The sequence below is a fragment of the Hydrogenophaga sp. 5NK40-0174 genome (assembly GCF_040372165.1).
Lineage (GTDB): Bacteria > Pseudomonadota > Gammaproteobacteria > Burkholderiales > Burkholderiaceae_C > Hydrogenophaga.
Genome location: NZ_BAABWG010000003.1, coordinates 60,146 through 81,722, shown reverse-complemented (window position 1 = coordinate 81,722; position 21,577 = coordinate 60,146). Strand labels below are relative to the sequence as shown.

Here is a 21,577-nt window from a genome sequence, read left to right as displayed (position 1 = left end):
CGAACGATGCGCCAGCGGGCGCGCATCGTTCTTCTGATCAAACTCGACCACACCATTGACGGATGGTCGCCTGCGCCGCATCGCGGGACAGTACATGCCATGACTTTCTGGAGAAAGAAATGGCCTCTGAACTGAGAAACCAACGCAAGGCCTGGTCCGTTCTGATCGTGAGCACATGGGCATTCACGGTGTGCTTCATGGTCTGGATGATGTTCGCGGTGATTGGCATCCCGCTGAAAAAAGAACTGGGTCTCAATGCCACCGAGTTCGGTCTGCTGACCGCCATGCCCGTGCTATCGGGCGCTCTGGTTCGAGTGCCCCTAGGTATCTGGACCGATAAGTTCGGTGGACGCATCGTGATGGCCGTGTTGCTGGCGATCACCGTGCCTGCCATCTGGCTGATGGCTTATGCCACCGAGTTCTGGCACTTCTTGGTCATCGGCCTGGTGCTGGGTCTGGCCGGTGGCTCGTTCTCGGTGGGCACACCTTACGTGGCCCGCTGGTTCCCCAAGAACCGCCAGGGCATGGCCATGGGCATCTTCGGTGCCGGCAACTCGGGCGCTGCCTTCAACAAGTTTGTGGCGCCAGCCATTCTGGTGGCCTTCGGATGGACGATGGTGCCCAAGGTCTATGCCGCCATCATGCTCGGCACGCTGATCATTTTCTGGTTCGGTAGCGCCAGCGATCCAGCCCACCTGGTGCCATCGAACACCAAGTTCATGGACCAGCTCAAGGCACTGAAAGATCCCCGTGTGCTCAAGTACTGCCAGTACTACAGCATCGTGTTCGGTGGCTACGTGGCCTTGTCGCTGTGGATGGTGCAGTACTACGTGGGCGAATACGGCCTTGATATCCGCGTGGCCGCTTTGCTGGCCGCCTGCTTCTCCTTGCCCGGTGGTGTGCTGCGTGCCATCGGTGGCTGGATGTCCGACAAATACGGCGCCCACAGTGTGACCTGGTGGGTCATGTGGGTGAGCTGGATCTGCCTGTTCATCCTGTCCTATCCCCAGACCGATTTCACCATCAACACGGTCAACGGCGCGACGACTTTCCACATCGGTTTGAACGTGTACGTGTTCACCGGCCTCATGTTCATCCTGGGCATGGCCTGGGCCTTTGGCAAGGCCAGCGTCTTCAAGTACATCAGCGATGACTACCCCGGCAACATCGGCACCATCTCCGGCATCGTCGGACTGGCCGGTGGTCTGGGCGGCTTCATTCTTCCCATCATGTTCGGCGCGCTGCTGGACTACACAGGCATCCGCTCCAGTGCCTTCATGCTGATGTACGGCGTGGTCTGGGTCTCGCTGATCTGGATGTACTGGACCGAAGTCCGTCGCACCGATGTGGTTCGCGGCGGCAATAACAACCAACTGGCAGTGGAGGCCTGAAACCATGGCAACCGGAGTCAACACCATGAACACCCCATCCCCCAAGGCCAGCGGCTCGCATGAGCTGACCGACTGGCGCCCGGAAGACGAGCGCTTCTGGAACGCACAAGGCAAGCGCATTGCCTCGCGGAACCTCTGGATCTCCATTCCCAGTCTGCTCTGCGGCTTTGCCGTGTGGGTGATCTGGAGCATGGTCACCGTGCAGATGCTCAACGCGGGCTTCCCGTTCAAACCGGCCGAGCTGTTCACGCTCGCAGCCATCGCAGGTCTGACGGGCGCCACGCTGCGCATTCCGTCCAGCTTTTTCATCCGCATTGCCGGTGGCCGCAACACCATCTTCTTCACCACGGCATTGTTGATGATTCCGGCGGTGGGCCTGGGCTTTGCGCTGCAAGACAAGACCACGCCGTTGTGGATGTTCCAGTTGCTGGCGCTGCTCTCAGGTTTTGGCGGCGGCAACTTTGCTTCCTCGATGTCCAACATCAGCTTCTTCTATCCCAAGAAGATGCAAGGACTTGCGCTGGGCCTGAACGCAGGCCTGGGCAATGCTGGCGTGACCACGATGCAGATCCTGGTGCCGCTGGTCATGACCTTCGGCCTGTTCGGCAGCTTTGGTGGTGAGTCCACCACACTGGTGCAGGCGTCTGGTTCGCTCATCGGCAAGGCCGCCGCTGGCTCGCAAACCTGGATCCAGAACGCCGGCTTCGTCTGGCTGCTGCTCCTGGTGCCGCTGGCCTTTGCCGGCTGGTTCGGTATGAACACCATCAAGAGCGATGAAGTCACACCCAATCCTGGCTCTTTCATTGGCGGCGCTTCCAAGATCATCGGCATGCTGGCCATCGGCTTCCTGACGGCCGCCATTGGCCTGTACATCATCCTGCCTGCACCGACCGGTCTGGGCGCTCCGAGCTGGGCCAAGTGGATCGTCATGGCTGCGGTGATCGCATCGACCGTGCTGCTGATGAAACTCATCCCGGGCGACATCAAGCCCAACCTGCAGCGCCAGTTCAAGATCTTCGGCAACCGGCATACCTGGGTCATGAGCGTGATCTACACCATGACCTTCGGCAGCTTCATCGGCTTCTCGGCGGCGTTCGCCCTGGCCATCAAGGTGATCTTCGGCTTCACTCACGTGATGGGTGCTGACGGCGTGATGGTGCACACCGCTGTGAACCCGAACGCCCCCAGCGCGCTGATGTATGCCTGGATGGGCCCTTTCATCGGTGCCTTCATCCGCCCGGTGGGTGGCTGGATCGCCGACAAGGTCGGTGGTGCGCTGGTGACGCAGATCGTGTCGGTGGTGCTGGTGGTGGCCTCGCTGGGCACTGCCTACTACATGCATGCCGCTTACGTCTCGGCCACGCCTGAAGTGTTCTTCGTTCCCTTCTTCCTGCTTTTCCTGGTGCTGTTTGCTGCCTCGGGCATTGGCAACGGTTCGACCTTCCGCACGATTGCCATGGTGTTTCCGAAGGAGCAGGCTGGCCCGGTGCTGGGCTGGACCTCGGCAGTGGCTGCATACGGCGCTTTTGTGATTCCCCAGGTGTTTGGTGAGCAGATCAAGGCTGCCACGCCTGAGAACGCGCTGTATGGATTCGCCATTTTCTACGGCGTATGCCTGCTGCTGAACTGGTGGTTCTACCTTGGCCCGAAGGCTGAGTTCAAGAACCCCTAGAGCCTGACCACCCCCTGCGCCGCTTCGCGGCTTCCCCCTGCGAGGGGGACCTTACCAGCGGCCCGGCAAAGCCGGTTCCGCGGTAAGCCTCGAATCTGAAATCCATCGCTCCGTTCTGGAGGTCATACATGAGTCACTTTCTCGATCGTCTGAGCCATTTCACGGCTCCCAAAGAGAACTTTTCGGGCAATCACGGCATCACCACGGGTGAAGACCGTACCTGGGAAGATGCCTACCGCGACCGCTGGGCACACGACAAGATCGTGCGCTCGACCCATGGCGTCAACTGCACGGGCTCCTGCTCGTGGAAGATCTATGTCAAGGGTGGCATCGTCACCTGGGAAACCCAGCAGACCGATTACCCACGCACGCGGGCCGACCTGCCCAACCACGAACCGCGCGGCTGTGCCCGTGGGGCCTCTTACAGCTGGTACCTGTATTCGGCCAACCGGGTGAAGTACCCGATGATCCGCGGCAAACTGCTGCAGCACTGGCGTGCGGCGCTGGCCGTGGCCAAGAGCCCGGTCGATGCCTGGGCCAGCATTGTCGAGAACGCTGACGCCCGCCGCGAATGGCAGCAGCAGCGGGGGCTGGGTGGCATGGTGCGCACTACCTGGGATGAGGTGAACCAGCTGATTGCCAGCGCCAACGTGTACACGGCCAAGAAGTACGGTCCAGACCGCGTGATCGGCTTCTCGCCGATCCCGGCCATGTCCATGGTCAGCTATGCCGCCGGTTCGCGCTACCTGTCGCTGATCGGTGGTGTGTGCATGAGCTTCTACGACTGGTACTGCGACCTGCCCCCGGCCAGCCCGCAGATCTGGGGCGAACAGACCGACGTGCCCGAATCGGCCGACTGGTACAACTCCACCTACATCATCGCGTGGGGCTCCAACGTTCCCCAGACGCGTACGCCGGACGCCCACTTCTTCACCGAGGTGCGCTACAAGGGCGCCAAGACGGTGGCGATCACACCTGACTACGCCGAGATCAGCAAGCTGTGTGACCTGTGGATGCACCCCAAGCAGGGCACCGACGCGGCCATCGCCATGGCCATGGGCCACGTGATCCTCAAGGAGTTTTACTTTGGCAAGCAGGACGAGCGCAGGGCCGCCCCAAGCTCGTCCGTCCCCTCGGGGGAAGCGCCGGAAGGCGCGCAGGGGGGGCATTACAGATCGGCGTACTTCGACGACTACGTGCGTCGTTACACCGACATGCCGAACCTGGTGCAGTTGGAAGAACGCACCCTGCCCGATGGCCGCACGGTGGTCGTGCCGGGCCGCTACCTGCGTGCGAGCGATTTCAACGGCAAGCTCGGCCAGAAGAACAACCCCGAGTGGAAGACGGTGGCAGTGGACCAGGCCGACAAGATCGTGCTGCCCAACGGTTCCATCGGCTTCCGATGGGGCGCTGCAGAACGCGAGGACCTGGGCAAGTGGAACCTGGAAGACAAGGAAGCCCGCGACAACGACCAGGTCAAGCTCAAGCTCAGCCTGATGGAGGGCGAAGGCAGCGAGTACGAGGTGGGCGATGTGGCCTTCCCGTATTTCGGCGGCATCGATACACCGAACTTTGACTCGAACAAACAAGCCAGCGCAACCGACGACGTGATCGTGCGCAAGGTGCCGGTGCGTCGCATCAAGCTGGGCAAGGCAGGCGAAGAGCGTTACGCCCTGGTGGCCACCGTGTTCGACCTGACCGTGGCCAACTACGGAGTGCCCCGCGGCCTTCCGGGCGAGAACGCCGCCACCCACTACGACCAGGATCTGCCGTACACGCCCGCCTGGCAGGAAAAGATCACTGGCGTCAAGCGCGACCAGGTGATCGCCGTGGCCCGCCAGTTCGCCGACAACGCCGACAAGACCAAGGGCAAGTCCATGGTCATCATCGGCGCGGCCATGAACCACTGGTACCACAGCGACATGAACTACCGCGGCATCATCAACATGCTGATGATGTGTGGCTGTATCGGCCAGAGCGGTGGTGGCTGGGCCCACTACGTGGGCCAGGAGAAGCTGCGCCCTCAAACCGGCTGGACGGCGCTGGCCTTCGCGCTCGACTGGGTGCGCCCGCCGCGCCAGCAGAACTCGACCAGTTTCTTCTATGCCCATACCGACCAGTGGCGTTACGAGAAGCTGGGCGTGGAAGAGATCCTTTCACCGCTGGCCGACAAATCCAAGTTCGGCGGCAGTCTGATCGACTACAACGTGCGCGCCGAGCGCATGGGCTGGTTGCCCAGCGCGCCACAGTTGCAGACCAACCCGCTGCAGCTGGTGAAAGACGCGCAGGCCGCCGGCATGGATGCCAAGGACTATGCCGTGCAGTCCCTCAAGGACGGCTCGCTGCGCATGAGCTGTGAAGACCCGGACCACCCCAACAACTGGCCGCGCAATCTGTTCGTGTGGCGCTCCAACCTGCTGGGTTCGTCGGGCAAGGGCCATGAGTATTTCCTCAAGCACTTGCTGGGCACCACCCATGGTGTGCAGGGCAAGGACCTGGGGCCGGACGAGGCCAAGCCGCACGAAGTGCAGTGGCACGCCAAGGCCCCGGAAGGCAAGCTGGACCTGCTGGTCACGCTCGACTTCCGCATGAGCACGACCTGCCTGTATTCCGACATCGTCCTGCCCACGGCCACCTGGTACGAGAAAAACGACCTCAACACCAGCGACATGCACCCGTTTATCCACCCCTTGTCCACGGCCGTGGACCCGGCGTGGCAGAGCAAGAGCGACTGGGAGATCTACAAAGGCTTTGCCAAAGCGTACAGCGAAGTGTGCGTGGGTCATCTGGGCGTCGAGAAGGAAGTGGTGCTGACCCCGCTGATGCACGACTCGCCAGCCGAATTGGCACAACCCTTTGGTGTGGCCGAGTGGAAGAAGGGCGAGTGCGAACTGATCCCGGGCAAGACAGCGCCGCAAATTGCGGTGGTCGAGCGCGACTTCCCGAACACGTATGCGCGCTTTACCTCGCTTGGCCCGCTGATGGACAAGGTGGGCAACGGTGGCAAGGGTATTGCGTGGAACACCCAGACCGAAGTCGGCCAGCTCAAGGAGCTCAACGGCAAGGTCAAGACCGAAGGCGTGACCAAGGGCTTCGCCAAGATCGAAAGCGACATCGACGCCTGTGAGGTCATCCTGCAGCTGGCGCCCGAGACCAATGGTCATGTGGCGGTGAAGGCCTGGGAGGCTCTGTCCAAGCAGACCGGACGAGACCACACCCACCTGGCCCTGCACCGCGAAGACGAGAAGATCCGGTTCCGCGATATCCAGGCGCAACCGCGCAAGATCATTTCCTCGCCGACCTGGTCGGGCCTGGAAAGCGAGAAGGTCTCGTACAACGCCGGCTACACCAACGTGCATGAGCTGATTCCATGGCGCACGCTGACCGGACGCCAGCAGTTCTACCTCGATCACCCCTGGATGACGGCGTTCGGCGAGAACATGACCAGCTACCGTCCGCCGGTTGATCTGAAGACGGTGGACGAGATGATCGATCGCCGTCCCAACGGCCACAAGGAGATCTCGCTTAACTTCATCACGCCGCACCAGAAGTGGGGTATCCACAGCACGTACAGCGACAACCTGCACATGCTGACCCTCAACCGTGGCGGCCCGGTGATCTGGCTGAGCGAAGACGACGCGAAGTCGGCCGGCATTGAAGACAACGACTGGGTGGAGCTGTTCAACACCAACGGTGCCATTGCGGCGCGCGCGGTGGTGAGCCAGCGGGTCAAGAACGGCATGGTGATGATGTACCACGCGCAGGAGAAGATCATCAACACCCCGGGCTCGGAGATCACCGGTACGCGTGGCGGTATCCACAACTCGGTAACCCGCATCGTGACCAAACCCACCCACATGATCGGCGGCTACGCCCAGTTCAGCTACGGCTTCAACTACTACGGAACCATCGGCACCAACCGTGATGAGTTCGTCATCGTGCGCAAGATGCGCAAGGTCGACTGGCTCGACAACGAAGGCACCGACAGCGTTCAGGCCTGAGGCCTGAGGCACAGACAGAATTAGGAGAAACACGATGAAAGTACGTGCCCAAATCGCGATGGTGCTGAACCTGGATAAGTGCATTGGATGCCATACCTGTTCGGTCACCTGCAAGAACGTTTGGACCAGTCGCTCCGGCGTTGAGTACGCCTGGTTCAACAACGTGGAAACCAAGCCCGGCATTGGCTATCCGAAGGACTGGGAAAACCAGACCAAGTGGAACGGCGGCTGGGAGCGCAGATCCGACGGCAAGATCGTGCCGAAGCAGGGTGGCAAGTGGTCGTTGCTGATGAAGATCTTCAGCAACCCCAACTTGCCCCAGATCGACGACTACTACGAACCCTTTACCTTCGACTATGACCATCTGCAGTCGGCGCCGGAAACCAAGGCTGCGCCAACAGCACGGCCGCGCAGCCTGATCACCGGTCAGCGCATGGAGAAGATCGAGTGGGGTCCGAACTGGGAAGAGATCCTGGGGGGGGAGTTCAGCAAGCGCAGCCAGGACGCCAATCTGGCGAACTTCGAGCAGGTCCAGAAAGACGTGGTGGGCCAGTTCGAGAACACCTTCATGATGTACCTGCCGCGTTTGTGCGAGCACTGCCTGAACCCCGCCTGTGTGGCTTCGTGCCCATCGGGCTCGATTTACAAGCGCGAAGACGACGGTATTGTGCTGATCGATCAGGACAAATGCCGCGGCTGGCGCATGTGTGTGAGTGGCTGTCCGTACAAGAAGATCTACTACAACTGGCAATCGGGTAAGGCTGAGAAGTGCGTCTTCTGCTATCCGCGGATCGAGGCTGGCCAGCCGACCGTGTGCTCGGAAACCTGCGTCGGTCGCATTCGTTACCTGGGCGTGGTGCTGTACGACGCCGATCGCATCGGCGAAGCCGCCAGCGTGGAAGACGAGAAAGACCTCTATCAGGCCCAACTCGATATCTTCCTCAACCCGAACGATCCGGCTGTGATCGAACAGGCCCGCAAGGATGGTATCCCCGAGTCGTGGTTGGAAGGCGCCCGCAACAGTCCGGTCTACAAGATGGCGATCGACTGGAAGGTTGCATTGCCGCTGCACCCCGAGTACCGCACGCTGCCCATGGTCTGGTACGTGCCGCCGCTCTCGCCCATCACGGCCGCTGCCAACGCGGGCCACATGGGCGTCAACGGGGAGCTGCCCGACTTCACCCAGATGCGCATTCCGGTGCAGTACCTGGCCAACCTGCTCACCGCCGGCGACACCGCACCCGTGGTCAAGGCCCTCGAACGCATGCTCGCGATGCGCGCCTTCCAGCGCGGCCGCCATGTGGATGGCGAGGACAACCTCAAGGTGCTGGAACAGGTCGGTCTGACGTTGGAGCAAGTCGAAGAGATGTACCACGTGATGGCGATTGCCAACTACGAAGACCGCTTCGTGATCCCGAGCTCGCACCGGGAGTACGCCGAGAACGCGTTCGACATGCGCGGTGGTTGTGGCTTCTCCTTCGGCAACGGTTGTTCCGAAGGCAGCACCGACACCAGCCTGTTCGGTGGCGACAAGCCCCGCACGATCCCGATCAAGTCCGTTGTCTGAGGAGTCCAGCATGAAAGACATGAAATATTCCCTGCGTGCCCTGGCCCGCCTGCTGTCATACCCGGATGCCGAGTGGCGAGGCCAGGCCGTCGCTATCGTGGATGCGATTGAATCAGAGGGCGTGTTGCCTGCAGCGCGGATGATGGAACTGCGGTCATTGGTCAGCACCATGCTGCGCAGCGATCCTCTGGAGATCGAGTCAGGCTATGTGGAGACGTTTGACCGAGGTCGAGCCACATCCCTTCACTTGTTCGAGCATGTGCATGGTGACTCCCGGGATCGCGGCCCGGCCATGATCGACCTGGTGCAGACCTACGAAAAGGCTGGCCTGTACCTGTCACCGGAAGAGCTGCCCGATCACCTGGGAGCCGTGCTGGAGTTCGCCTCCACGCAACCGGCAGCGCTGGCCAAGGCCTTTCTGAGCGAGGTGGCACACATTCTGAATGCCATTTTCAGTGCGCTGCTCAAGCGCGAGAGCCCCTACGCTTCGGTGGTGGCGGCCGTGCTGGAACTGGCGGGGCAAAAGGCGCAAGCCGTGCCTTTCGCTGCCGATGAGCCCTTGGACGAAGCCTGGGCAGAACCGGAGGCCTTCAACGGCTGTAGTTCGCGCGGACAGGCCCGTCCCGGACAGACACAACCCATTCACATCGTTCGTCGCGACGCTGCCGGGCAACAGCAGCGCGTTGCTTGACGCTCGGAGGACCCATACCATGGCCTACATCAATCAGTTCATCTTCGGGTACTACCCGTACATTGCCCTGACCGTTTTCCTGCTGGGCAGCCTGCTGCGCTTTGATCGTGACCAGTACACCTGGAAAAGCGACTCCTCGCAACTGCTGCGCAAGGGACAGCTTCGCTGGGGCAGCAATCTGTTTCACCTTGGCATCCTGTTCCTGTTCTTTGGCCACAGCGTGGGCATGCTCACGCCGCACTTCGTGTATGAGCCCTTTATGACGGCGGGTGCAAAACAAGTGCTGGCGATGGTCTCTGGTGGTCTGTTCGGAGTGCTGGGCTTTATCGGCATTTCGCTGTTGCTGCACCGTCGCCTGACAGATGCCCGCATCCGTGCGACCAGCAAGACAAGCGATATCGTTCTGCTTTGGTTGCTCTGGGCGCAGTTTGCACTGGGCCTGGCCACCATTCCGCTGTCGGCGCAGCATCTGGACGGCAGCGAGATGCTCAAGCTGGCCGAGTGGGCGCAACGTGTGGTGACTTTCCGCAGTGGTGCCGCCGAATTGCTGCTGGAGACCAGCCCGGTGTTCAAATCCCACATGTTCCTGGGCATGAGCATCTTCCTGATCTTCCCCTTCACCCGTCTGGTCCATGTCTGGAGTGGATTTGGAACCCTGGCCTATGTGGTTCGCCCCTATCAGGTGGTTCGCAGCCGTCGGGTCGGGTTGACACCTCGAGAGCCTGCTTCACGCGGAGGGCGCCCTGCCTGATGCGAGCAAGGGCGGCGTTGAAACTGGCGCCGATGTTGCTGACGGTTCGTTCCCGCTTGTGGATTTCACTGGAGACCCGAAATGACTGCCTTGTCCGAGGACTTTGAGGGAGCACAGATGAGTGCTTCCGGTTCCGCACCCATCGATGGTGTGGCTTCCATCAATGGTGTATGGCTGCATGCGCCTGGCGATGCAGTGGACTCAGCCGAGTTGCGCGAGCGCGCCTGGGGCGAGCTGCTTCGCCAGCGGGCAGTCGCATTGGGTTTGCTGCCTTTGTGCTCGAGCACCCTAGCGCCCGTGCTCAATGCCGAGGACCATGCGGTCATCGAATCGATGCTGGCCAAGGAAGTTGTCGTGCCCGAGCCAACCGAGCTTGAATGTCGCCGCTACTTCGAATCTCACCAAAAAGACTTCGTCGAAGGGCAGGCCCTGCATGTTCGCCACATTCTCTTCGCGGTGACGCCTGGCGTCGACGTGCATGCGCTCACGCACCGTGCTGAGCAGGCCCTGCTGGAGCTCTCGCGCAAGGACGTACCCGCAGGTCGCTTTGAGGCCTTGGCCACGGAGCTGTCAAACTGCCCTTCGTCTGTGCAAGGGGGAGATCTTGGCTGGGTGTCACCGCACGACTGTGCCCCCGAGTTGGCCAACGAGCTCTTTCATCAACGCGACTCTCGAGGCGGAATGGGCGTCCATCCCAGGTTGGTGCGAACGCGTCATGGTTTGCACGTCATTGAAGTCTTGCGCAGACGCAAGGGTACCCATCAAAGGTTTGAAGACGTGCGTGCTGGCATCTCTCAGCGCCTGAGAGCGCAGTGCGAAGTGACGGCGCTTCGTCAGTACATGCAGTTGCTGGCAGGACAGGCCGCCGTTCACGGTGTGGCCATCGACGCCAGTGCGTCGCCACTGGTCCAATAGGCGCCCTTCGTGCCGACAACCAAGGAGTCCAATGGTGCACTGTTCTTCAGGTTTGCTGCGGGAGGTTGATGTGGTGGCGTCTGCAAGCACGGGAGAAGGGGCCGACGGCGGGGATGAGTTGCTGCTTCGCTTGCGAGACTTTCACGAAGACTACTTTCCGCGCCATCAACAACGATTCCAGGACCTCGTTGCACAAGGGCAGCATCCCAAGACACTCTTCATCGGCTGCTCTGATTCGAGACTTGTCCCCCATCTGCTGACGGGGGCATCAGCGGGCGATCTGTTCATTGTTCGAAACGTGGGCGCGTTGGTGCCCCCGTACGATGGCACGCACGGCCTGCATGGCACCACTGCCGGCATCGAGTTTGCCGTTCTGGGACTCAAGGTCGAGCACATCATCATCTGTGGTCACAGTCACTGCGGCGCTATTCGAGCAGCGTATGAAGGTGCGCCAGCAGAAGCCGTCGCGTTGCAAAGCTGGCTCAAGCTGGTCGATGAAGCACTGCTTCCTGTGCAACCAGGGCCCGAGGCTTTGAGGCGGACAGAGCAGCGTGCCATCGTGTTGCAACTTGAACGCCTGATGGAGTACCCCATGGTTCGCCGGACGGTTGAAGCGGGCAAGCTTTCTCTCCATGGTTGGCATTACGTCATCGAGGAAGGTGAGGTGTATGTGTTCGATGCCCTGCGCGGAGAATTTTTGAGAGCCTCCGAATCGCCCCACAGTGGCACAGGGCCATATGTTCCTTATGTGGAGCATGATGGGCAGATTCAGGATGTGTGAGTGAAGTGAGCGTTGAGGCTGGCCTTGGCAAGGCTGGCGGTTCACTTCTTCTTGTTCTTCTTTGCCTGCGGCGCATAGGTTTTTGCTTCCATTCTTCTTTTTCTTTCCCCCCCTATCCCCCTAACCCCCTTTCCACCCCCGCCGGGGCGATGGAGAGAAGCACCCCCGCCGCGCTTCGCGCGTCCCCCTCAAGGGGGCGGCGCGATGCGGACCGAGAAACCCGGATCCGCCGCACCCTCGGTTTGACTGCGCCGCCTCACCTGAGGCGGCTTCATGCAAAAGCCACTGTCGTAGAGACTTCGCCTGCCCTTGATGCGCCCACGGCAGTCGACCAGCATTGCCGCTGCGCGGCTCGCCGGTTGCCTGCGAGCGAGACATTGCAGGCCATCGAGATTGGCAACGCGTGAAGCAAGCGCCCATCTGACAAGCCGCGAAGCGGCAAAGTCAGATGGGCGCCGTGGGCGTGAAGAACAAGGTAGAGGCATCTACGACAGCTGTGGAGAAATCTCTGTACCCCAAGCAATGGTGGCGACGCATCGAGCCGTAGAAGCCGAGTCGGAGACCAGAAACCAAATGAGAGCTCCCCCTTTCCGCCCGGCGGGGTGGAAAGGGGGCTGGGGGGATAGGGGGGAAGAAAAGACGCCCCCTGCGCTGCGTGCGCAGCTTCCCCCACTGGGGGACGGCATGGTGCAGGCCGGGAAACCCGGACCTGCCACGCCCTTGGCTGAGGTCCAATAATCAACTAATCCTCGGCTCCGCCCTCATCTGCTCCGGCGTAGTGAAATACGCCGCTGTCCCCCCCATCGTCTTCTTCGCCTTCTCAAACTCGTACCGCGCCACGCTGCGCAAATGCACTTCATCTGGCCCGTCGAGCAAATGCAGCGCACGCCCCCAGGTCCAGAAGTGGGCCAGCGGTGTGTCGGGCGACAAGCCCATGGCACCGAACACTTGCATGGCGCGGTCGACCACACGTGTTTGCAAGTTCGCGGCGACGACCTTGATGGCGGCCACCTGGGCGCGCACTTCGCCGGGAGTGGTCTGCTCAGGGTGGTCGAGCAGCCATGCACAGCGCAATACCAGCAATCGCGCCTGATCGATTTCGATGCGCGACTGCGCGATCCAGTCCTGCACATTGGCGTAGTCGCTCAGGTAGTGGCCAAAGGTGCGGCGTTCCAGGGCGCGCTCAGTGGCCAGCTCCAGCGCCAGTTCACATTGGCCGATGGTGCGCATGCAATGGTGAACACGGCCCGGGCCAAGCCTGGCCTGCGCCATCGCAAAACCGGCACCCCATTCGCCCAGCAAGTGCTCGGCGGCGGACACGCGCACCTGTTTGAACACCAGCTCGCAATGCCCCTCGGGTGCGTGGTGGTGCACCACCGGAATATTGCGCACCAGCTCAACGCCCGGTGTGTCCATGGGCACCAGCACCATGCTGTGACTGCGGTGGCGTGCGCCAGGTGTTTTGTCTGCCGGGTCGTGGTCGGCGTTGTGTGCCATCACGATCAGCACTTTGCAACGCGGGTGTGCAGCACCGGTGATGAACCACTTGCGACCACTGATGACCAGATCGTCACCGTCACGGGTCACCGTGGTCTGCAAGTTCGTCGGGTCCGATGAGGCGACGTCAGGCTCGGACATGGCAAACGCCGACCGGATCTCACCTTCAAGCAGAGGGCTCAGCCAGCGCTCCCGTTGCACTGGCGTGGCAAAGCGGTGTAGCAGCTCCATGTTGCCAGTGTCTGGCGCGCTGCAGTTGAACACTTCTGATGCCCAGTGCAGGCGCCCCATGGTTTCGGCCAGCGGTGCGTAGTCGAGGTTCGACAGTCGGGTGCCAGGTTCGTCGTCCCTGAGGCCCGGGAGGAACAGGTTCCACAAACCTTCGTCGCGGGCCAGTGATTTCAGATCCTCCACAAACGGCGGCGGAAAATCGCCGTCTTGTACGGCTTGGTACCAGGCTGCGTTGTACGGCAGCACATAGCGTTGCATGAATGACTGCAACTGCTGCTGCAGCGACAGGGCGAGGGGGCTGAGTGAGAAGTCCATGACGCATTCTGTTGAGCAGTGTTTCACCAGGTGAATCGCCAGGGAGACACGGTGTCGCACAGGTGGCGCAAATACAGGATGAGGAGAGATGGATGGCCCGGTATTTGACCCAGGACAAGGACCAAGGCTGAGCCACTGCCTAAGCTCCAGAGTTCGTGCGCCTTTCGTGCGTTGACCGGTTTTGCCTCGTCCAGGAGACGTATTCACCATGAACACATCCAGCCTTGCTGCATTTCCCGCATCGGTTTCCGAGCGCTTGTGGCGCATGGTGAAAGCGGGAGGGAGTGACAAGCCGGATGTTGACGGGGCCCTCGAGCCCTGGCGTCTGGCAGGGCGCGATCTTTTGCCACTGGTGCAAGGCGGGATGGGTGTTGGCGTTTCTGCTGGTGGGTTGGCCGGTACGGTGGCGTCTTATGGCGCAGTGGGAACCGTCTCTGCAGTGGACCTGCGGCGCCTGCATCCTGATCTGATGGAAGCAACCGGTCATTTGCAAAAAGAGCCTGATGCCCGTGCGCGCATCGACAAGGCCAATCTGGTGGCGCTGGATCGCGAGATTCGGCGCGCACAGTCCATCGCGCAGGGCAAGGGTCTGCTGGCAGTGAACATCATGAAGGCGCTGTCGGCTTACGAGGAATACGTGCAACAGGCACTGGAGAGTGGCATTGATGCCATCGTCGTGGGCGCCGGTTTGCCGCTGGACCTCCCCGATCTGGCATCCGACCATCCGCACGTGGCGCTGATACCGATCCTCTCCGATGCGCGCGGCGTGCAACTGGTGCTGCGCAAGTGGGAAAAGAAGGGCCGCCTGCCTGATGCCATCATCATCGAGCACCCGGGGAGGGCGGGAGGTCATCTGGGCGCTGCCCGCATCAGTGAGGTACACGACGGACGCTTCGAGTTTGAGACGGTGATCCCTCAGGTGCGAGAGAGTCTCCGTGCAGCGGGCATTGAGAACGCCGTGCCACTGGTGGCCGCTGGCGGCATCGGCAGCCGTGAGGACATCGCGCGCCTGCAATCTCTTGGTGCCAGCGCGGTGCAGCTCGGTACCGCTTTCGCCGTGACCCGGGAAAGCGACGCCGACCCGGCTTTCAAACAGGTTCTGGCTGAAGCCGACCCCCGCGAGCTGGTGGAATTCCTGAGTGTGGCCGGTCTGCCGGCCCGAGCCGTGAAAACCCCGTGGCTGGAGAAGTACCTGCGTATCGAGCCCAAGATGAAAGCGGCCGCTCACGTCAAAGATCGTTGCAACATGGCCTTCGACTGTCTGCTACGCTGTGGGCTGCGCGACGGAAAATCCGAGATGGGTCAGTTCTGCATCAACCAGCAGTTGGTGCACGCCTGGGCCGGTTCTGCCCAGAAAGGTCTGTTCTTTCGGGGTGCCGGCCAGCTGCCTTTCGGCAGCGAAATCCGGTCGGTGCAGGACTTGCTGCAGTGCCTGCTCTCCGGTGTCAGGCCTTCTGCTGTGGCCTGACCAGACAGCCATGCCTCCCATCCGGGCGTCCGTGCCTGCGCCCCATCGAACCTGTTTGTTGACTGAAGACCTATCTAGCCCCTGACGCCTGCCATGAAGCGAGACAATCCTTTGCGCGCCCAAGACCTCACCAATACCCAACCCATCAGCCTCGACGTTCTGGCGGAAAAATACCTCAAAGCCGGCGAGAACAGTCAGGAAGACCTGTTCCGTCGCGTGGCGCAGGCGCTCGCGTCGGTGGAAAAGGAAGAGCTCCGTGCCGAATGGGAACAGAAGTTCCTGGCCAACATGCATGCGGGCGCCATTGGCGCTGGCCGCATCATGAGCGCTGCCGGCACCGACATCCAGGCCACCCTGATCAATTGCTTTGTGCAGCCCGTGGGTGACTGCATCCAGGGCGAAGACGATGAAGGCTACCCTGGCATCTACGAAGCGCTGCGCGAAGCGGCCGAGACCATGCGCCGTGGCGGTGGCGTGGGCTACGACTTCTCCCGTATCCGCCCCAAGGGCGCCTACGTCAAAGGCACGGCCTCGATGGCGTCGGGCCCTTGCAGCTACATCAATGTGTTTGACCAGAGCTGCTCCACCGTGGAAAGCGCAGGCTCCCGCCGTGGCGCGCAAATGGGCGTGTTGAGGATCGATCACCCTGATGTGATGGATTTCATCGTGGCCAAGCGCACCCCCGGCCGCTGGAACAATTTCAACGTTTCGGTCGGTGTGACCGATGCCTTCATGCAGGCCGTTCAGGACGACCAGCCATGGGATCTGGTGCACCGCGCCAAGCCGGGCCAGAAACTGCTCGATGGTGGTGCCTACCAGCGTGATGACGGTCTCTGGGTCTATCAGACCGTGGCCGCCACCGACATGTGGGACACCATCATGCGCTCGGCCTACGACTTTGCCGAGCCGGGCATTCTGTTCCTGGACCACATCAATCAGGACAACAACCTGCGCTATGTCGAAGGCATTGCGGCGACCAACCCCTGTGGTGAACAGCCGCTGCCGTCCTACGGTTGTTGCGACCTCGGTCCCATCGTCCTCACGCGCTTTGTGCGAAACCCCTTCGGGTTCGGCGGCGTGCCGTCGTTCGACTTCGAAGCCTTCGAGGCGTCGGTGGCCACGCAGGTGCGCGCTCTCGACAACGTCTTGGACCTGACCTTCTGGCCGCTGGAGCAGCAGCGGGCTGAAGCGCACGCCAAGCGCCGCATTGGTGTGGGCTTTACCGGCATGGGCAATACCTTGGCCATGCTGTGCTTGCGATACGACCGTGAAGATGGCCGCGTGATGGCCGCTCGCATTGCCGAGCGCATGCGCGACGCTGCCTACACCGCATCGGTGGCGCTGGCCGAAGAAAAGGGCGCCTTTCCCAAGTTCGACGCCAAGGGCTATCTGGGCAAAGGCACGTTTGCCAGCCGCCTGCCAGAGCACCTCAAGCAGCTCATTCGGGATAAAGGCATCCGCAACAGCCACTTGCTCTCCATCGCGCCCACCGGCACGGTGAGCCTGGCCTTTGCCGACAACGCCTCCAATGGCATCGAGCCACCTTTCTCCTGGACCTACCGCCGCAAGAAGCGCGAGGCAGACGGTTCCACCAGCGAATATGCCGTGGAAGACCACGCATGGCGCCTGTTCCGCGAGCTCGGCGGCAATGTGGATGAACTGCCCGACTACTTCGTCAACGCACTGGCCATGACGGCGGGCGAACACATCGCCATGATGGAAGCCGTTCAGCCCTATGTGGACACGTCGATTTCCAAGACGGTGAACGTGCCCGCCGACTACCCTTACGACGACTTCAAGAACCTGTACCAGCAGGCCTGGAAGGCGCACCTCAAGGGCATGGCCACCTACCGGCCGAACAATATCCTGGGCTCGGTGCTGGACACTGGCAGCGCGGCGACCGACGCCGCCCAGAAAGTGGAAGCGCCTGCACCGGTTGACCCGATGCGCACCGTGATCGAGAGCCGGCCCAAGGGCGGCCTGTCTGCCGTGGCCGACAAGATCGAATACTGGACTCAGGAAGGCCACCAGACGCTGTACATCGTGGTGTCCTTCCTGCCGATCCCGACGGCCGATGAGGAAGGCGTCATCGAGCGCGCCATCGAATTCTTCATGCCGGTGGGCCAAAGTGGTGAGTCGCAGCAGTGGATCACCTCCACCATGCGCATTCTGTCGCTGGCGGCTCGCGGCGGCTTCCTCGAGCGCGCGCTCAAGGACATGCGCAAAGTGGCATGGGACCGTGGTCCGGTCCGCCTGGGGACGTATCAGAAGGCGGATGGCACCCATGTGCCGATGTGGCACGACTCCGAAGTCGCTGCCATTGCCTTTGCCATCCAGAACATCCTGTCTCAGCGGGCCAAGGCTGTTGCAGCTTCTGCCGCTTCTGCCGCGCCAGTGGCCGCTGCGCCGGCAGCCCCCGAGCTGGCAGGCATGCCTTCAGGCGTGATGGCCGGCAAGAAGTGCCCCGAGTGCGGTGCGCACGCCATGATCCGCAAGGACGGTTGCGACTACTGCACCTCGTGCGGACACCTGGGCAGCTGCGGCTGATCAGTCGCCTGCAGCGCAACAGTCCACCAGTCAAAACGCCCAGCCATGTGCTGGGCGTTTTTTTGTGTTCAGGCTGTGCTGATGGTCCTGGAAACGGACCTTTGCATGCTGGCTGTCTGGCTTGCTGGTCTATTTCGAGTATTGCTTGACCAGTGCCTTGGCGGCGGCCAGCAGCTTCTGACCGTCCGCGCCCTTGGCGCTCACATCCTTGACCCAGCCGTCGTCCACGCTGTCGGTGGCCTTGACCCATTTCTGGTATTCGGCATCGGGCATGGTGTAGACCGTGGCGCCGCCGTCGATGGCCGCCTTGCGGAAAGGCTCGACCACTGCATCGAAGCCGGTTTCACCGGCCCAGGCCGAGACGGCCATGCCGCTGTTGTCGTCGATCACCTTCTTCAGCTCGGGCGGCAGTGACTGGTACTTCGCTTCGTTCATGCCGAACAGGAAGATGGTGTTGGAGATGCGCGGAGCGCCAGCGGGCACATCCAGGTGGTACTTGGTGAGATCGGCCAACCGAATCGCAGGGACTCCTTCCCAGGGGACGGCAGCCGCGTCGACCACGCTCTTGGACAAGGCCTCGGGCACCATCGGCAAGGGCATGGCGATCGGCACCGCGCCCAGGGCCTCGACCATCTTGGCGTTGGAGCGCGTGGCCGCACGCACCTTCATGCCTTTCATTTCTTCCAGCGTCTTGGGTGTCTTGCCTTTGAAGTGCAGGAGTGCGCCATCGTGCACGTGCATGAAGATGCGGTGCACACCCTTGAATTCGTCCTGCGCGTACTGGTCAACGTAGGTCCACAGCGCCTGACTGCCGCCCTTGGCAGTGGTGGTCATCCAGGGCAGCTCGAACACCTCGGATTTGGTGAAGCGGCCAGCGGCATAGGTCGGGATCGTCCACACCACATCCACAACACCGTCTTTGACCTGGTCGTACAGCTGCGGAGGGGTGCCGCCCAGCTGCATGGACGGGTAGATCTGGCACTTGAGCTGGTCCTTGGACTGCTGGGCGATCTTGTCGCACCAGGGCTGGATCAGCTTGGTGTGTGCGCTGGAGGTCGCGGGCAGGAAGTGGTGCACGCGCAGGGTGACGGGTTCGGCCTGCGCCAGGGCGGCGCCAAGCAAGGTGGCGGTGGCCAGCGCCAGGCGGGTGATTGTGTGCTTGGGTTTGGGCTTGGATGGGGTGTGGTTGGTTGTCATGTGGTGTCTCCTCGGATCAGTGGTGGGTGGTCGTCGTAATGGGAGCGGCCGTGGCCGTTGTGCTTGAGTTCGTGTTCGCGATCGTTCTTGTGGTTGGGGTCACTGCTGCTTGAGATTCCTTTTGCCTGACCAGGGCGTGCATCACCCGAAGAACCGGTGTGCCGATGCCGAGGCGTTCTCCGTCGCGAACCACTGCGCCAGCAATGGCGTCGATTTCAGTGGCACGGCCGGCGAGCAGGTCCTGCAGCATGGACGGTTGGTGATGCAAGTGGTGGTCCATGGCGTCGTCCAGATCCCGGTGAACCCCGTCGGCGTCGATGCCAATACTTTGCTTCTGTGCGACCTGGATCACTTCACCCGACGCGCGGTGCACCAGCTCTCGACTCGATGGCACACGGCCGAGCATGCCGACCGTGGCACCGGTGACCGCACAGATGGTGTTGAGCGCAGCATTGAAGGCCACCTTGCGCCAGATGTCCGACATTACGTCCGCCGATACGGTGGTCTCCAGCTCTGCGGCGTTGAAGTCATCGACCAGTTGCTGCACCCTGGCTTTTGCATCGGACGATGCAACATCGGCGGCCATGCACTTGCTCGTTCCCCAGCCGTGCGATGCCACGTGGCCCGGGCCTTTCATGTCGGCGGGCACTGTGGTCACGCCAATGGCAATGCGGTCCAGTGGCACGCAGGCCTGCAGCCGTTCCAGGTTGCCGAGGCCGTTCTGGAGGCTCAGCACACAAGTCTTTGACCCGAGCAGATGCTCAACCGCTTGCAGGGCCGTTTCGGTGTGCATGGTTTTGGTGAAGACGATGAGCCAGTCGGGCATCTGCCGGGCGTCGGCGGGAAGGGCAACCGCCGGGTAGACCACCCGGTTGCCCGCGTCGGTCTCGAGCCGCAGACCGTGTTGGCGGATCTGCTCCAGGTGGGCTTCATTGATGTCCAGCAGTTCGACGTCATGGCCGGCCGCTGCCAGCTTGCCGCCAAACAAGGAGCCCATGGCCCCCGCGCCAAGAATCGTGTACTTCATGTTGTTGTCTGTATGACTGTTGGGCTGCCATCAGAACGGGTAGTGGCGCGCCGCCGTCTGCAACGTGATCCAGCGCAGATCGGTGAAGGCCTCAATGCCGGCCTGTCCGCCGAAGCGTCCCCAGCCGCTGGCCTTGACGCCACCGAAGGGCATCTGGGCCTCGTCATGCACCGTGGGGCCGTTCACGTGGCAAATGCCGGATTCGATGCGCTGCGCCACGCGCCAGCCGCGTGCCGTGTCGGCGGTAAAAACCGCAGCCGACAGGCCAAAGGCGTTGTCGTTGGCACAGGCAATGGCCGCCTCTTCGCCATCCACACGCACGATGGCTTTCACCGGGGCAAAGGTTTCTTCGCTGTAGATGCGCATGTCTTTCGTGACCTTGTCGATCAGGGTGGCCGGCATCAGCGTGGAGTCGGCCTTGCCGCCGCACACCAGCGTGGCACCCTTGGCAAGTGCATCATCGATCAGGGCATTCACCCGGTTGACGGTGGCCATGTCGACCACCGACCCCAGAACGACCGGTCCCTTGCGCGGGTCGCCCAGCGGCAGGGCCTGGGCCTTGGCGGCGAGCTTGGCCACGAAGGCGTCGCCCACGGCGTTGTCAACAACGATGCGTTCGGTGGACATGCAGATCTGGCCCGAGTTGGCGAACGCGCCAAAGGCAGCGCCATTGACGGCTGCGTCGAGGTCAGCATCGTCCAGCACCAGCAGCGGCGCTTTGCCACCCAGCTCCAGCACCGAGGCCTTGAGGTGTTCGGCGCAACGCGCGGCGATGATGCGGCCCACGTGGGTGGAGCCGGTGAAGTTCACGCGCTTGACGGCCGGGTGCGCAATCATGGCGTCAACCACGGTGGCGGCATCGGCGGGGGCGTTGGTCACGAAGTTGACGACGCCTTTTGGCAAACCGGCCTCCTGCAGGGCCTGAATGATGAGGCCGTGAGTGGCGGGGCAGAGTTCGCTGCCCTTGAGGACCACGGTGTTGCCACAGGCCAGTGGTACCGCCACAGCCCGCACGCCCAGAATCACCGGCGCATTCCAGGGAGCCATGCCCAGCACCACGCCAGCGGCTTGTCGCGTGCCCATGGCCAGACTGCCCGGCACGTTGGAGGGGATGACCTGACCGTTGATCTGGGTGGTCAGTGCGGCGGCCTCGACCAGCATGTCGGCGGCCAGATGCACATTGAAGCCGGCCCAGATGCCGGACGCGCCGGTCTCGGCGGCCATCGCAGCGGTGAAGTCGGCGGCACGGGCTTCCAGGGCATGGGCAGCCTTCAGCAGCAACGCGCGACGCTCGCCAGGTGACGTGGCCGACCAGGCCGGGAAGGCGGCAGCGGCGGCGTCCACGGCCGCGACAGCGTCTGCTGCAGAGGCAGCCGGCGCAGTGGTGGCGACTTCGCCATCCAGCGGATTGCGGCGTTCAAAAGTCTTGCCGTCGGCGGCCTGGCGCTGCTCGCCGTTGATGAGCATGGCAATGGTGTTCGATTGGGTCATGTCTTGTCTCCTGGGTTGGAATGAGAGAGGCAGCG

14 protein-coding genes are annotated in these 21,577 nt (G+C 62.1%); 10 read left to right on the top strand and 4 right to left on the bottom strand.

What is annotated here, in order from left to right; all coding sequences use genetic code 11:
* Nucleotides 1–119 precede the first annotated feature (119 nt).
* The 8 genes from ABWV89_RS09945 (at nt 120) to ABWV89_RS09910 (ending at nt 11,769) form a co-directional block, all read left to right on the top strand.
* A complete protein-coding gene (locus ABWV89_RS09945) occupies nt 120–1,391 on the top strand; it encodes an MFS transporter (RefSeq protein WP_353396170.1) in 1,272 nt (423 codons plus the stop codon).
* 25 nt (nt 1,392–1,416) lie between these two features.
* Complete coding sequence (locus ABWV89_RS09940) at nt 1,417–3,063, top strand: MFS transporter (protein ID WP_353396168.1); 1,647 nt, start codon at nt 1,417–1,419, stop codon at nt 3,061–3,063.
* A gap of 128 nt (nt 3,064–3,191) precedes the next feature.
* Nucleotides 3,192–7,064, top strand: coding sequence for a nitrate reductase subunit alpha (locus tag ABWV89_RS09935; protein ID WP_353396165.1), 3,873 nt, complete (start codon nt 3,192–3,194; stop codon nt 7,062–7,064).
* 34 nt (nt 7,065–7,098) lie between these two features.
* Nucleotides 7,099–8,631, top strand: coding sequence for a nitrate reductase subunit beta (gene narH, locus ABWV89_RS09930; RefSeq protein WP_353396163.1), 1,533 nt, complete (start codon nt 7,099–7,101; stop codon nt 8,629–8,631).
* Nucleotides 8,632–8,641: 10 nt separating this feature from the next.
* Nucleotides 8,642–9,322, top strand: coding sequence for a nitrate reductase molybdenum cofactor assembly chaperone (gene narJ, locus ABWV89_RS09925; RefSeq protein ID WP_353396161.1), 681 nt, complete (start codon nt 8,642–8,644; stop codon nt 9,320–9,322).
* Between the two features lie 19 nt (nt 9,323–9,341).
* Entirely contained in the window at nt 9,342–10,073 is a 732-nt protein-coding gene (narI, locus tag ABWV89_RS09920; protein WP_353396159.1) for a respiratory nitrate reductase subunit gamma, read from the top strand.
* Between the two features lie 81 nt (nt 10,074–10,154).
* Nucleotides 10,155–10,988, top strand: a complete 834-nt coding sequence (locus ABWV89_RS09915) for a peptidylprolyl isomerase (protein ID WP_353396157.1) — start codon at nt 10,155–10,157, stop codon at nt 10,986–10,988.
* Between the two features lie 31 nt (nt 10,989–11,019).
* A complete protein-coding gene (locus ABWV89_RS09910) occupies nt 11,020–11,769 on the top strand; it encodes a carbonic anhydrase (protein ID WP_353396155.1) in 750 nt (249 codons plus the stop codon).
* A gap of 738 nt (nt 11,770–12,507) precedes the next feature.
* Here ABWV89_RS09910 and ABWV89_RS09905 read toward each other — a convergent pair.
* A complete protein-coding gene (locus tag ABWV89_RS09905) occupies nt 12,508–13,812 on the bottom strand; it encodes an acyl-CoA dehydrogenase family protein (RefSeq protein WP_353396154.1) in 1,305 nt (434 codons plus the stop codon).
* Between the two features lie 265 nt (nt 13,813–14,077).
* On the opposite strand from ABWV89_RS09905, the gene ABWV89_RS09900 reads away from it, so the two are divergent.
* Together ABWV89_RS09900 and ABWV89_RS09895 are read left to right on the top strand one after the other, a co-directional pair.
* Nucleotides 14,078–15,280 carry an NAD(P)H-dependent flavin oxidoreductase gene (locus tag ABWV89_RS09900; protein ID WP_353397477.1) on the top strand — a complete coding sequence of 401 codons (1,203 nt, stop codon included), beginning with the start codon at nt 14,078–14,080 and terminating at the stop codon, nt 15,278–15,280.
* A gap of 93 nt (nt 15,281–15,373) precedes the next feature.
* Nucleotides 15,374–17,827, top strand: coding sequence for an adenosylcobalamin-dependent ribonucleoside-diphosphate reductase (locus ABWV89_RS09895; protein ID WP_353396152.1), 2,454 nt, complete (start codon nt 15,374–15,376; stop codon nt 17,825–17,827).
* Between the two features lie 129 nt (nt 17,828–17,956).
* Here ABWV89_RS09895 and ABWV89_RS09890 read toward each other — a convergent pair whose 3' ends face one another.
* The 3 genes from ABWV89_RS09890 to ABWV89_RS09880 are packed head-to-tail and all read right to left on the bottom strand — an operon-like array spanning nt 17,957 to nt 21,542.
* Complete coding sequence (locus tag ABWV89_RS09890; protein ID WP_353396150.1) at nt 17,957–19,024, bottom strand: TRAP transporter substrate-binding protein; 1,068 nt, start codon at nt 19,022–19,024, stop codon at nt 17,957–17,959.
* Nucleotides 19,025–19,040: 16 nt separating this feature from the next.
* Nucleotides 19,041–20,051, bottom strand: a complete 1,011-nt coding sequence (locus ABWV89_RS09885) for a ketopantoate reductase family protein (protein ID WP_353396147.1) — start codon at nt 20,049–20,051, stop codon at nt 19,041–19,043.
* A 30-nt stretch (nt 20,052–20,081) separates the two neighbouring features.
* On the bottom strand, nt 20,082–21,542 hold the full coding sequence (locus ABWV89_RS09880; RefSeq protein WP_353396145.1) for an aldehyde dehydrogenase family protein: 1,461 nt from the start codon (nt 21,540–21,542) through the stop codon (nt 20,082–20,084).
* Between the last annotated feature and the right edge of the window lie 35 nt (nt 21,543–21,577).

What these genes read in the sequence shown, in the direction of transcription:
- ABWV89_RS09945 (WP_353396170.1), top strand. Translation starts at nt 120, where the DNA reads ATGGCCTCTGAACTGAGAAACCAACGCAAGGCCTGGTCCGTTCTGATC.
- ABWV89_RS09940 (WP_353396168.1), top strand. Translation starts at nt 1,417, where the DNA reads ATGAACACCCCATCCCCCAAGGCCAGCGGCTCGCATGAGCTGACCGAC.
- ABWV89_RS09935 (WP_353396165.1), top strand. Translation starts at nt 3,192, where the DNA reads ATGAGTCACTTTCTCGATCGTCTGAGCCATTTCACGGCTCCCAAAGAG.
- narH (WP_353396163.1), top strand. Translation starts at nt 7,099, where the DNA reads ATGAAAGTACGTGCCCAAATCGCGATGGTGCTGAACCTGGATAAGTGC.
- narJ (WP_353396161.1), top strand. Translation starts at nt 8,642, where the DNA reads ATGAAAGACATGAAATATTCCCTGCGTGCCCTGGCCCGCCTGCTGTCA.
- narI (WP_353396159.1), top strand. Translation starts at nt 9,342, where the DNA reads ATGGCCTACATCAATCAGTTCATCTTCGGGTACTACCCGTACATTGCC.
- ABWV89_RS09915 (WP_353396157.1), top strand. Translation starts at nt 10,155, where the DNA reads ATGACTGCCTTGTCCGAGGACTTTGAGGGAGCACAGATGAGTGCTTCC.
- ABWV89_RS09910 (WP_353396155.1), top strand. Translation starts at nt 11,020, where the DNA reads ATGGTGCACTGTTCTTCAGGTTTGCTGCGGGAGGTTGATGTGGTGGCG.
- ABWV89_RS09905 (WP_353396154.1), bottom strand. Translation starts at nt 13,812, where the DNA reads ATGGACTTCTCACTCAGCCCCCTCGCCCTGTCGCTGCAGCAGCAGTTG.
- ABWV89_RS09900 (WP_353397477.1), top strand. Translation starts at nt 14,078, where the DNA reads ATGGTGAAAGCGGGAGGGAGTGACAAGCCGGATGTTGACGGGGCCCTC.
- ABWV89_RS09895 (WP_353396152.1), top strand. Translation starts at nt 15,374, where the DNA reads ATGAAGCGAGACAATCCTTTGCGCGCCCAAGACCTCACCAATACCCAA.
- ABWV89_RS09890 (WP_353396150.1), bottom strand. Translation starts at nt 19,024, where the DNA reads ATGACAACCAACCACACCCCATCCAAGCCCAAACCCAAGCACACAATC.
- ABWV89_RS09885 (WP_353396147.1), bottom strand. Translation starts at nt 20,051, where the DNA reads ATGAAGTACACGATTCTTGGCGCGGGGGCCATGGGCTCCTTGTTTGGC.
- ABWV89_RS09880 (WP_353396145.1), bottom strand. Translation starts at nt 21,542, where the DNA reads ATGACCCAATCGAACACCATTGCCATGCTCATCAACGGCGAGCAGCGC.